This window comes from Caballeronia sp. KNU42 (assembly GCF_053760385.1).
Window position 1 is genome coordinate 2,125,677 of sequence record NZ_CM132388.1, and the last position, 15,367, is coordinate 2,141,043.

13 protein-coding genes are annotated in these 15,367 nt (G+C 55.4%); all 13 read left to right on the top strand.

Features of this window, described 5'->3' with window-relative positions; translation table 11 throughout:
• Positions 1 to 62 precede the first annotated feature (62 nt).
• The 13 genes from ACSOSP_RS09475 to ACSOSP_RS09535 all read left to right on the top strand — a co-directional run bounded on the left by ACSOSP_RS09475 (position 63) and on the right by ACSOSP_RS09535 (position 15,148).
• On the top strand, positions 63 to 1,178 hold the full coding sequence (locus tag ACSOSP_RS09475; protein ID WP_455305980.1) for a glycosyltransferase family 4 protein: 1,116 nt from the start codon (positions 63 to 65) through the stop codon (positions 1,176 to 1,178).
• Positions 1,179 to 2,942, top strand: a complete 1,764-nt coding sequence (locus tag ACSOSP_RS09480) for a hypothetical protein (protein ID WP_455305982.1) — start codon at positions 1,179 to 1,181, stop codon at positions 2,940 to 2,942.
• Positions 2,943 to 3,026: 84 nt separating this feature from the next.
• On the top strand, positions 3,027 to 4,013 hold the full coding sequence (locus ACSOSP_RS09485; protein ID WP_455305984.1) for a glycosyltransferase family 2 protein: 987 nt from the start codon (positions 3,027 to 3,029) through the stop codon (positions 4,011 to 4,013).
• Positions 4,010 to 4,420 (top strand): GtrA family protein, encoded by a 411-nt coding sequence (locus ACSOSP_RS09490; RefSeq protein WP_455305986.1) that lies wholly within the window; start codon positions 4,010 to 4,012, stop codon positions 4,418 to 4,420. The genes ACSOSP_RS09485 and ACSOSP_RS09490 overlap by 4 nt, the downstream gene beginning before the upstream one ends.
• 1,039 nt (positions 4,421 to 5,459) lie before the next feature.
• Positions 5,460 to 6,230 (top strand): glucose-1-phosphate cytidylyltransferase, encoded by a 771-nt coding sequence (gene rfbF / locus ACSOSP_RS09495; protein WP_455305988.1) that lies wholly within the window; start codon positions 5,460 to 5,462, stop codon positions 6,228 to 6,230.
• A complete protein-coding gene (gene rfbG, locus ACSOSP_RS09500; RefSeq protein ID WP_455305990.1) occupies positions 6,230 to 7,321 on the top strand; it encodes a CDP-glucose 4,6-dehydratase in 1,092 nt (363 codons plus the stop codon). The genes rfbF and rfbG overlap by 1 nt, the downstream gene beginning before the upstream one ends.
• Positions 7,311 to 8,627, top strand: coding sequence for a lipopolysaccharide biosynthesis protein RfbH (rfbH, locus tag ACSOSP_RS09505; protein ID WP_455305992.1), 1,317 nt, complete (start codon positions 7,311 to 7,313; stop codon positions 8,625 to 8,627). Before rfbG ends, rfbH begins: the two co-directional genes overlap by 11 nt.
• A gap of 10 nt (positions 8,628 to 8,637) precedes the next feature.
• Complete coding sequence (locus tag ACSOSP_RS09510; protein WP_455305994.1) at positions 8,638 to 9,687, top strand: NAD-dependent epimerase/dehydratase family protein; 1,050 nt, start codon at positions 8,638 to 8,640, stop codon at positions 9,685 to 9,687.
• The gene (locus ACSOSP_RS09515; RefSeq protein WP_455305996.1) at positions 9,684 to 10,490 is read left to right on the top strand and encodes a transketolase; all 807 of its coding nucleotides are present in this window, start codon (positions 9,684 to 9,686) and stop codon (positions 10,488 to 10,490) included. Before ACSOSP_RS09510 ends, ACSOSP_RS09515 begins: the two co-directional genes overlap by 4 nt.
• Complete coding sequence (locus ACSOSP_RS09520; RefSeq protein WP_455305998.1) at positions 10,487 to 11,416, top strand: transketolase family protein; 930 nt, start codon at positions 10,487 to 10,489, stop codon at positions 11,414 to 11,416. Before ACSOSP_RS09515 ends, ACSOSP_RS09520 begins: the two co-directional genes overlap by 4 nt.
• A complete protein-coding gene (locus tag ACSOSP_RS09525; protein ID WP_455306000.1) occupies positions 11,391 to 11,852 on the top strand; it encodes a GtrA family protein in 462 nt (153 codons plus the stop codon). Before ACSOSP_RS09520 ends, ACSOSP_RS09525 begins: the two co-directional genes overlap by 26 nt.
• A complete protein-coding gene (locus tag ACSOSP_RS09530; protein ID WP_455306002.1) occupies positions 11,849 to 12,841 on the top strand; it encodes a glycosyltransferase family 2 protein in 993 nt (330 codons plus the stop codon). The genes ACSOSP_RS09525 and ACSOSP_RS09530 overlap by 4 nt, the downstream gene beginning before the upstream one ends.
• A gap of 21 nt (positions 12,842 to 12,862) precedes the next feature.
• On the top strand, positions 12,863 to 15,148 hold the full coding sequence (locus ACSOSP_RS09535) for a DUF7024 domain-containing protein (protein ID WP_455306004.1): 2,286 nt from the start codon (positions 12,863 to 12,865) through the stop codon (positions 15,146 to 15,148).
• Positions 15,149 to 15,367: the final 219 nt, after the last annotated feature.

Sequence of the window (15,367 nt, forward strand, 5' to 3'; positions counted from 1 at the left end):
GCGGGCGCTTTGCTCGCTTTATCGCCGGCTGGACACACCGCCGGCACCCCTCAGCGGGATCTATGCGCGTTTTACACTTCTATAAGACGTACAAGCCTGATTCCATGGGCGGCGTCGAAGAACTCATTGGCCAGATTTGCTCGGGCGCCGCGAAACGCGGCGTGACCAGCGACGTATTGACCGTGTCCAAAGACACGAGCACGGTCGACTTCGGCGATCACCTGCATCATCGCGCGAAGCTGGATGTCGAGATTGCGTCGTCGGCATTTTCGCTCGCCGCGTTCAGGCGTTTTCGTGAGCTTGCCGAACACGCCGACCTGATCCACTACCACTTCCCCTGGCCGTTCGCCGATGTCGTGCACTTCGCTTCGCGCGTGCACAAGCCGTCGATCGTGACGTATCACTCGGATATCGTGCGGCAGAAGGTGTTGCTGCAGTTTTACAAGCCACTGCGGGACCGGTTTCTCGCGAGCGTGGACAAGATCGTGGCGACGTCGCCGAACTATCTGGCGACGAGCGACGTGTTGCAGCAGTATCGCGACAAGGTCGAGGTGATTCCGATCGGGCTGGACGAGACGTCGTATGCGGCGCCGACGGCCGAGAAATTGCGGTACTGGCGTGAGCGCGCCGGACCGAAGTTTTTTTTGTTCGTCGGCAATCTCCGGTATTACAAGGGTCTGCACGTGCTGCTCGATGCGCTGCCGGGGACGGATTTCCGGGTGGTGATCATCGGGTCGGGACCCGTCGAGCGGGAACTGCGGGCGCAGGCGGAGCGGCTGAAGCTGAACAATGTAGATTTTGTCGGGCCGGTCGGCGACGACGACAAAATCGCCCTGCTGACGCTCTGTCAGGCACTGACGTTTCCGTCGCATTTACGCTCGGAGGCGTTCGGGATCTCGCTGCTCGAAGCGGCGATGTTCGGGAAGGCGATGATATCGACGGAGATCGGTACCGGGACGTCGTTTGTGAACGTGGATGGAGAGACGGGGCTGGTGGTGCCGGCTAGTGATGCGGGGGCTCTGCGCAGCGCGATGGAGAGGTTGTGGAGAGATGAGACGTTGGCGGCACGGTTTGGTGTTAATTCTAGAGCGCGGTTCGAGACAATATTCACTGCCGACAAGATGGTAAATGCTTACGTCACCTTGTATCAACGGCTTCTGACAGCTTCGCGCCGGTGAATGGAGCGTCCAAGTGCGGCAACAAATACCGCTGCATCCCAATTACTGATGCCAACACCGCGCCCGGTACCAGCGGTGACGCCAACGCAACGAATAGATATGCATTCAAATACACGACACAAATTGTTTGATGGCCTGAGACGAAAAGACATACCCACATGGGTTTTCTTGTGGTCAGCAGCGATCGTCTATACCTATGCTTACCTGGTGAACCCTGATCTACCGGGAAACAACGCTAAATACCCGGAAGGGTGGTGGGGATGGTTCGATCAATCGCAGTATCTGCTCTCTGCGAGGTCGTGGTTGGCACACGATTTCGCGCCTGGCCACCACTACTATCCTCCGCTTTATCCGTTGATAGGTGCTTCGTTTTATCGCTGGATGCCGGTTCATCCATTCTTTTTTTTCAACGGCGCAGCGTTTGTCGGATTCATCTATGTCTTCCTGCGGTTTGCTTCCCGGTATATTTCGCGTGTCGAGACGCTTGCGATCATCTCTGTTGCAATTTATTTCAACCGGACGATCATGGAGAACTTTGCAATTCCGTGGTCCACAGCGGGAACAATCGCGATTTATTCAATAACGATTTTGACGCTGGTGCGACTCGACCACCAAATCGACGACGCGCTGACGCAAGACTCGTTTAAAGTTTTTCTAAGCGCTTTTCGCTTCTCGGCGATCTTTGGGCTTCTGGTGGTTCTCAGGCCTGTGGACGCAGGCCTTGCCGCGATCTTCTTTCCGGCATACCTGTATTTGCAATTCAGGTGTGATCGATCACTGTCGAACGCCAGCCGTTGGCAGCGCACGTTGCTCACTTGCGGTGCGCTAGGCCTCGGACTTCTAGTTGGACTTAGTCTTTTCGCTTTCTATAACAGCCACGTCTTCGGAAGCGCACTTGGCGGCTATGTGAAGTCAACTGCGACCAGCAGCGGATACTTCATCTCTGAACTACCACGCAAGGCTTTTTCGCTTCTCTTTGATTCGAATACATTCTTCCTGGAACCAGGTGCATCGATAGTCTCAAAGTTTCCGTGGATACTGCTTTCCATCCTCGGATTGCTTGTGTTTCTGGTGCGCGGTGACGCGCTGCTGCGCGTTCTCGCCCTGGCGATCGTGCTCCACTTTTGCCTTTACGCTCCCTACGGGGACCTCCTTCCCAATGGTGTCTGGCGTTATAAAAACATCCATTACTTCAAGTGGATGTTTCCTTACTTGATGTTGTTTGCGTGGCTTTTGGTTCGATGGCCGTTTGTCTCGTCGCGTCGGTTAGGTATAACGGAATTTTCGGCGCGCACGGTCGCGATTCGACTCGGTACGATATGCGTGTTCGGCTTGGCGATCTGCTCACTGCGCTTTTCGACTAACGAATCGCCGGCAGCCAGCGTGGTCAGTTCCGAAGGTTCCTCGCCGGAGGTAAAGATCCATATGTCAGGTGCTTTGAACAGTATTGATTTCATCGACCTGAAGGGCCTGGAAGGCGACTTTCCGGATATCTACTTCGGGGCGCATCGACTGACAATTGACGGGCGAATGCTCTTTCCCATCAGGGATTTTCGATTGGTGCCCGCGCCTTGGGGCGTACGCCTTTTGATGATCCATCCGGTAAGAGGTAGTGAGATTACATTTTATCCGGCGACGGCAGTGAAAGTTTCGGCGGCAGGAGTCAAAGCTTTTACTGGGAGGTACAACCTATCGTTAGGCAGACCGCAAGTGAAGCATGACCTTGGATGTCCCACAACGGCCTTAGTGTGTTCACCTTCGTGAAACCGGTTACCGCACGCCTTACCTTCGTATGCGGGTGTCCGAAGTTTTGCCGCAACCGGCCTCCGATTTTTAACCGATAGATATATGAAATCCTTCAACGACTCCAGCAAACAACAGATAGCCGTTGTGCTTCCCGCCTACAACGAAGAGGCGACTCTCGCCCAGACAATGCGGGCGTTCAATGCACAACTGCCTGACGCAGCTATTTATGTAATCGACAACAACTCGAGGGATGCGACGAATTCAATTGCCGTGTCTACGCTGCGCGAACTGAAATGCGGGGGAGCAGTACTCACGGAGAGGCGACAGGGAAAAGGAAACGCGCTACGGCGCGCCTTCATCGAGATCGATGCGGATATCTACGTCCTTGCTGACGCGGACATGACCTATCCTGCTGAGCGGGTGCACGACCTTATGCAACCGATCCTGGCAGGTGAAGCAGATATGACGGTGGGAGACAGACACTCTGGCGGCCATTACGCTCAAGAAAACGACCGGCCGTTGCACGGGTTTGGGAATGCTTTGGTGCAAGGAATTGTTAATCGATTTTTCAGGGCGAAGCTAGCGGACATCATGAGTGGCTACCGCGTGTTCAATCGCCGTTTCGTGAAATCTTATCCAATCCTGGTTGAGGGATTTCAGATAGAAACCGACATGACACTTCACGCATTACATCAGCGTTTCCGCATTGTCGAGGTACCGGTTGAATATAAGGACCGGCCAGTGGGAAGCGTTTCAAAGCTGCAGACGCTGCCGGACGGAGCACGTGTTCTTTTCGCCATAGCGCAAATCCTGCGCTACTATCGCCCGCTATTCTTCTTTGGCACACTCACGATCTTATTCATAATAACAAGTGTGTTGACCGCGATACCGGTGTTCGACGACTGGATAACATATCGCTACATTTATCATGTGCCGCTCGCTATCCTCTCTTCCGCGCTCGGCGTAGCTGCGATGATGATCTTTGGCGTGGGTCTCATCCTCGACACAGTCGTTCATCAGGAGCGCATGGCGGCGGAAAGGTTTCTTTTGCGATCGGTAACCGATGAAAGTCGGCGTGAACGGTCATGAACCGAACGTTTCTAAAGAAAATTTTCAGCTTCGGCATTGTGGGGGGCGTTGGTTTCGTTGTTGACGCCGGTGTTTTGACTTTGTTGTCGTCAAACATGGGCATGAACGTTTACCTCTCCCGCCTCTTTTCGTTCACTGTAGCCGTATTTGTTACGTGGATGCTTAATAGACGATGGGTGTTCAAGTCGGACGCTCCAACGACGAATAAAGCGAACGAATATATTAGCTACCTCACAGTTCAGGTTATTGGTGCGCTAATTAACTTGGGGATTTTCGCGCTCTCGATTTTTTATTTTCCGGGGCTGAAAGTGTACCCAATCGTACCACTCGCGTTCGGGTCTGTTTGCGCCATGTTTTTTAACTTCGTCGGTGCTCAAGTGTGGGTTTTTAAAGCCAAACAATCGTAGCTTCTTTGCTATCACTCGTGTGGCTTAAAATATCCATCCGGTCCACGCGAGGGCAAGTTCAAACGTATTCAATGAGCTGATCCTGATTGAATGCATCATTTTATTTAATTGTTATGCGAACGACTCTCCGATTCAACTTGATACACGCATCGAATTCCCGTATCTCGCTCATATAATCGTACCGCTGAATGGTTGCGGTTGTGAAAGATGCAGTGCGCCTAGTGCGGCTTGTTGAAATATTCATTGAACCTAGATGAGCCTTAAGATCAAACGACAATATCGAATATGTATCGCGCTTGAGCGAAGTAGCGTTTCAACTTGCGCTCGCAAGATGAACAACTTTTCAAATGGCGCGGCCAGCGATGAGTTCTGGTCAATAAGCCGATCGGGAAAGACTGCCATGTGATAATCGGGTTGCAACGTGGACAAAGCGGCCGATACCGCTCGGATTGCGAATTCAAGGCATGCAGTCAAGTAAGCCTATACTTCACGACCAGAGGGCAGTGAGAACGCAACCGATTGATCTCCGGGTGACGCCAAACGCACCCGCAACTGCAGCTTGTGCGGTGTCCGTCGTTACACCCGCATTATCGAAAACTCAAATTGAAGTCGACACAGCATGCACTAATTACGCGCACCTTGCTCCAGCTTTGGGCCCACACCGAACGAGTGCAGTTGCTCAACAGATCATCACCAAGAGGCAATCTCAGTTCATTTGCTGCCTAAACCTTGATGTTCCACGCTATCGCACGTAGAAATCGCACGTGTTGCTTGGCCCGCAACCAGCGGACACAAGCGCATCCGCAAGCCAGTTGCAATGACGATCCATTCTCGCAAACCCACGTTCGGTCGACTACAAACCTACCCTATAATGAAAGCTGTTTTGCTCGGCAGCGCAATGGCTGGGCGAAGCGCAGAGGAGGCTAGATCTAGTGGCCTAACGGCACAGTAGCGGCGCGATTTTTCTGCCGGGGCAAATATAACCATTGCTTCACGAATTTCAGCGCTTTTAAAATATCAGAGAAAGCACAGGATTTCAATGAAAGCAGTCATTCTCGCCGGTGGACTTGGCACACGCATTTCTGAGGATACCTTAAATCGCCCAAAGCCGATGATCGAGATAGGAGGTAAGCCGATCCTTTGGCACATCATGAAAATCTATTCCGCGTATGGTGTGAACGACTTTGTGATCTGTTGTGGTTATAAAGGCTACGTAATCAAGGAATATTTTGCTAACTATTTCCTTCACATGTCTGACGTAACATTCGACATGCGCACGAACGAGATGCAAGTGCATCAGCAATACGCCGAACCGTGGAAGGTAACGCTCGTGGATACGGGCGAATCCACAATGACAGGCGGACGGCTGCGCCGCGTCAAGCACTTCGTGAAAGACGAGGAAGCGTTCTGTTTCACGTACGGAGACGGGGTGAGTAACATCAACATCGCTGCGCTGCTCAAGTTTCACAAGGAGCAAGGCACGCTCGGCACGCTCTCTGCCACTTTCCCGCCCGGCCGTTTCGGCGCTCTGGATCTACACGACAACAAAGTGAGTTCGTTCAAGGAAAAGCCGAAAGGGGACGGCGGCATGATCAACGGAGGGTTCTTCGTGCTGTCCCCGAAGGTCATCGACTTGATTCCGGATGATGACTGCGTCTGGGAACGCGAACCACTCGAAAAGCTCGCCGATAGCGGCCAGCTTTCAGCCTTCGAGCACGAGGGCTTTTGGCAACCCATGGACACGCTGCGCGACAAGAACCACCTCGAAGAGCTTTGGCGAACCGGCCGTGCGCCGTGGAAGGTGTGGTAATGGTCGACCAGGCGTTCTGGCGCGGCAAGAAGGTCTTTCTCACCGGCCATACGGGATTCAAGGGCAGTTGGCTAACGCTATGGTTACAGGCGCTCGGCGCCCGCGTCACGGGCTTTGCCCTCTCCCCGGACACCTCGCCCAACTTGTTCACGCTCGGGCGCGTGGAAGACGGCATTGAATCGATCATCGGCGATATCCGGGATCGCGCCTTGCTGGCCAAAGCCATGAAGGACGCCAGCCCCGACATCGTGATCCACATGGCGGCGCAACCGCTCGTGCGCGAGTCGTATGTGACCCCCGTGGAAACCTACGAAACAAACGTCATGGGCACGGTTCACGTGCTCGATGCGATCCGGCAGGCGCCGGGCGTGCGATCTGTCGTGATCGTTACGACGGACAAGTGCTACGAAAATCGCGAGTGGGAGTGGGGATACCGCGAGAACGAGGCAATGGGCGGCTATGACCCGTATAGCAGCAGCAAGGGCTGCGCTGAGTTGGTGACCTCCGCTTACCGGAACTCGTTCTTCAATCCTGCGACTTACGCGAAACACGGCGTTGCCGTGGCAAGCGGGCGGGCGGGCAACGTGATCGGCGGTGGCGACTGGGCGGCTGACCGGTTGATTCCCGATATCATGCGTGCGATCTCGCGCGGTGAGACGGTGAACATCCGCAATCCACACGCTATCCGTCCGTGGCAGCACGTGCTTGAACCGCTCAGCGGTTACCTGATCCTGGCTGAAAGGCTCTACACCGATGGTCCGCATTTCGCCGACGCGTGGAACTTCGGCCCCAATGACTCGGACGCGCAACCCGTGCAGGCGATCGTTGAACGGCTGACGTCCCAATGGGGCGACGGTGCGCGCTGGAGTCTCGACGGCGGCGAGCATCCGCACGAAGCGACGTTCCTGAAGCTGGACTGCTCGAAGGCGCGCGCGCGGCTCGGCTGGCGGCCGCGCTGGGACCTGAACCATACCCTCGACTCGATCGTGGCCTGGTATAAGGCAGCGACTCGCAACGAAGACGTGAAGGCCCTTACGCTCGCCCAGATAGATAACTACACCCAATTTGACCGCACCCACCGTGACAACTAAAGATCAGATTCGCGAACAAATCATCCAGCTCGTCCGGCAGTACGGCGAGATCGCTTCGCAACCCGTTGCCTTCGAACCGGGCACGTCCGTCGTGCCGCCTGCGGGCAAGGTAGTCGGTGCGCCCGAGATGGAAGCGATGGTCCACGCGTCCCTCGATGCATGGCTCACGACCGGTCGCTTCAACGACGAATTCGAGAAGAAGCTGGCCAAGTTCATTGGCGTGAACTACCTGATTACCGTGAACTCGGGTTCGTCGGCAAACCTGGTCGCTTTCTCCACGCTGACCTCGCCGCGACTCGGCGACCGCGCCATCCGTCCGGGCGATGAAGTGATTGGCGTGGCTGCGGGCTTCCCGACCACCGTCAACCCGATCCTGCAATTTGGTGCGGTCCCGGTTTTTGTCGATGTGGAGCTTGGCACGTACAACATCGACGCGACCCAGATTGAAGCGGCCATCTCGCCGAAGACGAAAGCGATCATGCTCGCGCATACGCTTGGCAATCCGTACAACCTCGAGACAATCGTCGCGTTGTGCAAGAAGTACAACCTGTGGCTGATCGAAGATTGCTGCGACGCATTGGGCGCAACGTACGACGGCAAGCTGGTGGGCACCTTTGGCGATATCGGTACGATCAGTTTCTATCCGGCGCACCACATCACCATGGGCGAAGGCGGCGCGGTCTTTACGAACAATCCGGAGCTGAAGCTGATTGCAGAATCGTTCCGCGACTGGGGCCGCGATTGCTATTGCGCGCCGGGCAAGGACAACACGTGCGGCAAGCGTTTCTGCTGGAAGCTCGGCAACCTGCCAGAAGGCTACGATCACAAGTACACGTATTCGCACCTCGGCTATAACCTGAAGATCACCGACATGCAGGCAGCCTGCGGACTCGCGCAGATGGAACGGGTGGAAGGCTTCGTACAAGCGCGCCGCGACAACTTCGCCTACCTGCATGACAAGCTTCAAAGCTGCAAGGAATTCTTGATCCTGCCGCATGCAACGCCGAATTCGGACCCGTCGTGGTTTGGTTTCCCGATCACGCTCAAGCCCGAGGCTGATTTCCGTCGCGTGGACCTGCTTGCGTACCTGGATCAGAACAAGATCGGTACGCGCCTGCTGTTCGCCGGCAACCTGACCCGTCAGCCGTACATGATCGGACGTAACTATCGCGTGAGTGGCGAACTGACGAACACCGACATCATCATGAACCAGACGTTCTGGGTCGGTGTTTATCCGGGGCTGTCCCGTGAAATGCTCGACTTCGTCGTCGAGAAGCTCGAGACCTTCCTCGGCGTGAACTTCTAAAGCGGGATTTATGCGCAAGCCGCTGCCTCAGGACGACCTGGATTTTGTCGTCGAGCGTACCGCCGATGTCTGGTCCGCCCTTCACGGGGCGCGGCTGTTCATCTCCGGCGGTACGGGCTTTATTGGCTCGTGGCTGCTCGAAGTCGTGCAACATGCCAATCGAGTAGCCGGCAGCAAGATTGAAACCGTTGCGCTGAGCCGCGATCCGAAGAAAGCCATCGACTACGCGCCGCATCTGTTTGCAGTGCCCGGCATCAAGCTCATTCAGGGCGATGTCGCGAGCTTCGAAGCGGGCCGTCAGGCTATCGACGCCTGCATTCATGCAGCAACCGACGTTGCCGATCTTGCCCGTGCGGGCGATGCGTTCCGCGTTTTCGATACCGGCGTGACCGGCACGCGTCGTGTGCTGGATTTTGCACAGGCGAATGGCGCGTCGAGGTTCCTGCTGACATCGAGTGGTGCTGTGTACGGCGTGCAACCAGCCACGCTCGCGCGTACGCCTGAGACCTTCACGGGTGCACCCGACCCGCTGAAGATGGCAAGCGCTTATGGTGAGAGCAAGCGCGCCGCCGAATGGCTGGCATCGGCTTACGCGCAGCAGCACAGCGGCATGCATGTGGGCATCGCGCGGATCTATGCGGTGCTCGGACCGGCTATTCCGCTGGACGGTCCATTCGCCGCAGGCAATTTCATCCGCGATGCGCTGGCGGGAAAACAGATTGGCATCAACGGCGACGGGCGCCCTTTGCGCAGCTACCTGTACATGGCGGACGCGTGCATCTGGCTCCTGCGCATGCTGGTTCGCGGTGAAAGCGGCGCCGCGTATAACGTCGGGTCTGAGCGCGAAATTTCGATCATCGATCTCGCGCGCATGGTGGAAGGCCAATGCGGCTCGACACTGCCCGCGGCACCGGCAATGCAGGCTGGCAATGGCCCTGCCCCGCGTTACGTACCGGATACGTCGAAGGCGCGGCATGCGCTTGATGTCGACGAATTCACTCCTTTGGAACTGGCTCTGTCCAAGACGATCAACTGGAACCGCTCAGCGGTCACGGCATGAAAAAATTCGACGCGGTCCGCATTCGCAAGACCATTCTCGACATGGCGTTCGCCGGTTCGACAGTTCACATCGGATGTGCGTTTTCGATCGTGGAACTGCTCGCGGTGCTTTATCGCAATCACCTCAACTTCGACGCCACTGACCCGCATGCGGCGCACCGCGACTACATGGTGCTGAGCAAGGGGCACGGCGTGATGGCGCAATACGCCTGCCTGCATGAGATCGGCTGGCTGAGCGATGAAGAGATGAACACGTACTTCGGCAACGGCACGCGCTTGAAGGGTCTGGCCGATGCTCACGTCCCAGGCGTGGAAGTCACGGCCGGCTCACTTGGTCATGGGCTGTCGGTTGGTGTTGGTCTTGCGCTCGGCGCCAAGATGAACAAGACAGAGCAGATGTGCTACGCGCTGGTGGGCGATGGTGAACTGAACGAAGGCACGATCTGGGAAGCCTCGCTGTTCGCTGCGCAATTCAAGCTCGATAACCTGGTTGTCATCGTGGACGTGAACGGCTTCCAGGCGATGGGCACAACCGATGAAGTGATCAGCCTCGGTGACATTGAAGCCAAGTTCAGGGCGTTCGATTTCGAGGCGGTGAGTGTCGATGGTCATGATGAGGCGGCGATCGATCGCGCATATCGGGATTTGAAGGCCAGCAAGAATGGCAAGCCGAAGGCGTTGATCGCGAAGACGATCAAGGGCAAAGGCGTGTCGTTCATGGAACACGACAACATCTGGCACTACACGCGGCTTAATCCGCAAACCTACGAAGCCGCTATTACGGAACTGGGAGAGCGCGCATGAGAGACGCATTTTCTAACGCGCTGGTTGCGGCTGCGAAGAAAGACCCGAAGGTGTTGTTGCTCACGGGCGACCACGGCTATGCCCTCTTCGATGCATTCCGGAAGTCCTGCCCGGAGCAATACATCAATTGCGGCATTGCCGAGCAGAACATGGTGGGTGTCGCGGCCGGGCTGGCTAAGGCCGGCTTCAAGCCGGTCGTGTACGGACTCGCTGCCTTCGTGCCCATTCGCGTGCTTGAGCAGATCAAGATAGACGTGTGTTACGAGAACCTGCCGGTCACCTTCATTGGTGATGGCGCCGGCGTGGTGTATGCCCAACTGGGCACGAGCCACCAAAGTACCGAAGACATCGCCGCGCTGCGTGGTGTGCCGCAAATCTCCATCTACTCTCCTGGCGACCGTTTCGAACTGACGGCGTGCGCCGAGCATATCGTGCGGAATCCGGGGCCGGCGTATATGCGCATGGGCAAGGCCGATCTGGGCGATGTGCATCGTGGTCCTATTGAAGGCTGGAGTCACGGCGACCTGATCCCGGTGACGAACACCGGTGCCCCGTATCTTTTCATAGGAACGGGCTCGGGTCTGAAGATGGCTCAAAAAGCTGCTGACGCGCTAGGCAATGCCGACGTTGTTTCAGCGCCCTGCCTCAAGCCGTTCCCGGAAAAATCGTTGCGTGAACTGGCGAAAGGCCGCGAAGCGATCGTCACGTTCGAGGAGCATTCGATTTATGGCGGACTGGGCGGCGTGGTTGCCGAGACGCTGATGGGTCAGTACCTCGGCACCTTTGTGCGCGTGGGTATCCAGGATCAGTTCAGCTCGCTCTGCGGCAATTATTCTTTCCTGATGGAAAGTCACGGCTTGTCGTCCGAGGCCGTGGCACGCCAGATCAGGGAGGCATTGAATGCGAGTGTCCAACTCCAGGACTGAAGAGGCGGTCAACGGACAGCCGATTGCCGACGATCCGATCGCGCTTGCCGCGGCTCCCGAGTCGCGCGTCGACACGTGGTATCAGTTGCTGCGCTTTCTCGTGGTCGGTGGCATCAACACTGTCTTTGGTTATGCATTGTTCGCCGTCTTCACGTGGTTTGGAATGGGGTACCCGCTCTCGATTGCGCTGGCGACCATTGGCGGCGTGCTGTTCAATTTCCAGAGCGTCGGGCGTCTTGTGTTTGGCGGCGCGCCGCGCTCGCGCTTCTGGCGCTTCGTTGGTGTGTATTGCCTGATCTACCTGATCAACCTTGGCGGTGTGAAACTGCTATTGAGCTTTGGCCTCAACGTGTACGTGGCGAACGGCATCATGCTGCTTCCCCTTGCCGGCCTCGCTTTTATCCTTAATCGTCGGTTTGTTTTCAATCTGCCATGAAGCATATAACGGTCGTTACTCCCTGTTTCAATGAAGAAGAAAACGTCGAGGCGGTGTACACCGAGACGAAGCGGATTTTCGCGACCATTCCGGAAGTCACGTACGACCACTTGTTCATCGACAACGCTTCCTACGATAAAACCGTCAGCATTCTTCGCGGTATTGCCGCAACTGATCCGAACGTCAGCGTGATCGTGAATGCCCGCAACTTCGGGCATATCAAGTCGCCGGTGTATGGCTTGTTGCAGGCTAAGGGTGATGCGGTGATTCTGCTTGTGGCGGATCTTCAGGACCCGCCAGAGTTGATGCGCGACTTTGTTCGCAACTGGCTGGAAGGTGCGCCGATCGTTGTGGGTGTGAAACCTGAGGCGAAGGAGTCTGCGCTGTTCTTTGCCATTCGCCGCGCGTATTACCGGACGGTCACGCGAATCGCCAACGTCAAGCTGATTCAGAACTTCACGGGCTTCGGGCTGTACGACCGCAAGGTGATCGAGATCATTCGGCAGATCGACGATCCGTATCCCTACTTCCGCGGCCTGATCTGCGAGATCGGGTTTGACGCGATTCAGATCCCTTACGTGCAGCCTCGGCGTAAGCGCGGGATATCGAAGAACAATTTTTATACGCTGTACGACATCGCGATGCTGGGCATTACATCGCATTCGAAAGTACCGCTGCGGTTGGCGACTATTGCGGGGTTTTTCTTGTCGGGCGTGAGTTTGTGCGTTTCCGTGGTCTATACGATTTTGAAGCTGCTGTACTGGAATAGTTTCGTCATAGGTAGCGCACCGCTGCTGGTTGGGCTGTTCTTCTTTTCGTCAGTCCAGTTGTTTTTCATCGGATTGCTTGGAGAGTACGTGGGCGCGATCCTGACTTATGCGCAAAAGCGTCCGTTGGTGGTGGAGAGAGAAAGGATTGCTGGCGGTGGAATTGCACCTGTTGAGCATTCTGCTGCGACTGACGCAGGTTCAATTTCGCCTACAGCGTAACTATAGAAAGAGCGCCAACTCGTGACGGACATTTTCGCCAAGCCTTATCAAGAAGCCAAGCTACAAACCACCCACCCCATTTTGAAGTGGGGTGTGCCAATAGCCATGGTCGTACTGGTGATGGTCACCGTTTGGTTGCTCACGGGGGGTACCCATTTCGACCTGCGCGTTCCGTTGATCTATAGTGGCGACGGCCTCCTGATCCTGGTTATGATCAAGCGCGTCATGGAGGGGTCGTGGCTGTTCCATTCGACCTTGATGGGCGCGCCGTTTGGTTCCTATCTCTACGACTACCCCATTCCCGATTCGGGCAGTCTTTTCGCGCTGAAGTTGCTCGGACGCATGTCTGGCAGCGCTGCGGCTGCACTCAATCTTTACTATTTACTTGGCTTTCCTGCCAACGCACTGAGCGCGTATATCGTGTTGCGGAAACTTCGGGTTTCCCTGGCGCTGAGTTTCGCTGGTGGCTTTATTTTCACGATCCTGCCTTTTCATTTTGAACGACTGGAACACCTCTTCTACACTTGGTACTTTGTCGCGCCGATTTTTATCTGGTACGCGTTTAAAATTTATCGTGGGGATTTTGCGAGAACATCCAAAGCATCCCGTAGTGTAGGCATCAACATTAGAGATGCGCTTATACTTCTCGCATTGTCATGCTTTGGCGTTTACTATTCATTTTTTGGTGTATTGACTTTCATCACCGCTGGGATAATGCGGTATTTTCAGATGCGTTCGATCAAAAGCCTTTGCGGAATGCTATTGGCGGTGACAATCGTGACGGCAGGTATCATTGCAAATGTCACGCCGAACCTGATTGACAGATTCGAGCACGGCGCCAATCGTGAGGTGGCAGAGAGAACTCCAATTGAAGCTGAGGTTTATGGCCTGAAGATAGTGCAACTCCTGCTGCCTCGCTTAAACCACCGGTTTGCGCCGGTAGCGAAAGTGACAGCTAAATACGAGTCGACCTTTCCTTTGGTCAACGAGAACACGAGTTCGTCACTGGGACTGATCGGAAGCATCGGTTTTATTGCGCTTTTGCTAAGTCTTCTAGCACCGCAGTTTCGTCAGGACGAGAGATTTTTCTTCTTGGCGTCGATTACACTCATCCTGCTGTTATTTTGTTCGGTCGGTGGATTCTCGGCCCTGTTCGCTATTCTCATTACGCCACTGATCCGCGCTTGGAATCGAGTGAGCGTTTTTATCGCATTCACCTCGATTGCCGCAACGTTGTTGATGATCGAACAACTCCTCGCGCAAGGGTGGGCGAGAGGTCATCTTAAAAGTTCGACAGCATTCGCAGCCGTCGCGTTATGCGGCTTCGGAATCTGGGATCAGACAACCCCTGCCTGCGTCTCGTGCCTGCGCACCGCAAGCGACGATTTTTATGCCGATGCACATTTTGTCGCGGATATCGAAAAACGGGTTCCGAAGCACGGTGCGATCTACCAGCTCCCATATATTGGATTTCCAGAAGGCGGAGCTATCAATCAACTCGGGGGCTATGACCCAGCTCGCGCGTATCTCGGTTCGTCGACGCTTGAATGGAGTTATGGCGCGATGAGAGGTCGACCGGCTGATTTGTTTTTTCGTGCACTGGCCGGAGAATCAATGGAGCGGCAAGTTGAAATCGTAAGGCAACTTTGCTTTAGCGGCATTTATATCGACCGACGTGGTTATACGGACGGCGGTGCCGCAATCGAGGCGCAACTGCAGAGGATTCTCGGAAAACCGTCCGTTCTCAACAGCGGCAGTAAGCAACAGATTTTCTTCGATCTGGCAGATGGAAATCACCGAACCTGTACCTTGCCGCAAGGCATGGCGCCGCAACAGGTTATGGAGAGGACTCATCTGGTCATCGATAAATCGGGCCTGAAATATCACTCCACGCTGACTGATGGGGTGGATTTTTCGCGCGCCGGTACACCGGACTTCTTAACGAGCCTTGACGGCTTATCTTCAGTCGAAAGCTGGGGGCGCTGGTCCGACATGTCAATCGGTCCCGCCATCAGCCTGCGTTTTGCCCACCCGCTTCCCATGCGCTTTACGCTGCATCTGCGCGCGCAAGGGTTTGGCCCGAATGTCGGCCGTCCAGCGCAAGTGATAATTGGAGATCAGGTTGAAACGTTTTCCCCAACCGGGCAGGCAGTTGACTATGCGCTGCCATTCAGCATCACGAAAGGTACCGATCTGATCACTATAAAACCAGCGCAACCGATATCACCGCATGACCTTAATAATGGCGATGACCGCCGCAAGCTAGGTCTTGGCATGGAGCGACTGTGGATCGAACCCTCGCAATAGCATATTCAACGCTACACTCAATGCCGGCAGATCTCGCCGTTGCAACACATCCTGTGCCGCGGGCGCCGGCAGGGACAAAAGGTTAATCCACGACCAGCACCGGTGCCAGGAACGTCGCCCTTAACGCTTGAAGCAGACCAGTACTCGCAATGATTGAAAGCGTGCGTAAGGTTTTATCAACTGGCATGTCTGTGTATCTCATCAACTCACGAATGCGAT

Bases quoted from the DNA above. Each gene is read 5' to 3' on its own strand.
- ACSOSP_RS09475 (WP_455305980.1), top strand. From the start codon at position 63: ATGCGCGTTTTACACTTCTATAAGACGTACAAGCCTGATTCCATGGGC.
- ACSOSP_RS09480 (WP_455305982.1), top strand. From the start codon at position 1,179: ATGGAGCGTCCAAGTGCGGCAACAAATACCGCTGCATCCCAATTACTG.
- ACSOSP_RS09485 (WP_455305984.1), top strand. From the start codon at position 3,027: ATGAAATCCTTCAACGACTCCAGCAAACAACAGATAGCCGTTGTGCTT.
- ACSOSP_RS09490 (WP_455305986.1), top strand. From the start codon at position 4,010: ATGAACCGAACGTTTCTAAAGAAAATTTTCAGCTTCGGCATTGTGGGG.
- rfbF (WP_455305988.1), top strand. From the start codon at position 5,460: ATGAAAGCAGTCATTCTCGCCGGTGGACTTGGCACACGCATTTCTGAG.
- rfbG (WP_455305990.1), top strand. From the start codon at position 6,230: ATGGTCGACCAGGCGTTCTGGCGCGGCAAGAAGGTCTTTCTCACCGGC.
- ACSOSP_RS09510 (WP_455305994.1), top strand. From the start codon at position 8,638: ATGCGCAAGCCGCTGCCTCAGGACGACCTGGATTTTGTCGTCGAGCGT.
- ACSOSP_RS09515 (WP_455305996.1), top strand. From the start codon at position 9,684: ATGAAAAAATTCGACGCGGTCCGCATTCGCAAGACCATTCTCGACATG.
- ACSOSP_RS09520 (WP_455305998.1), top strand. From the start codon at position 10,487: ATGAGAGACGCATTTTCTAACGCGCTGGTTGCGGCTGCGAAGAAAGAC.
- ACSOSP_RS09525 (WP_455306000.1), top strand. From the start codon at position 11,391: ATGCGAGTGTCCAACTCCAGGACTGAAGAGGCGGTCAACGGACAGCCG.
- ACSOSP_RS09530 (WP_455306002.1), top strand. From the start codon at position 11,849: ATGAAGCATATAACGGTCGTTACTCCCTGTTTCAATGAAGAAGAAAAC.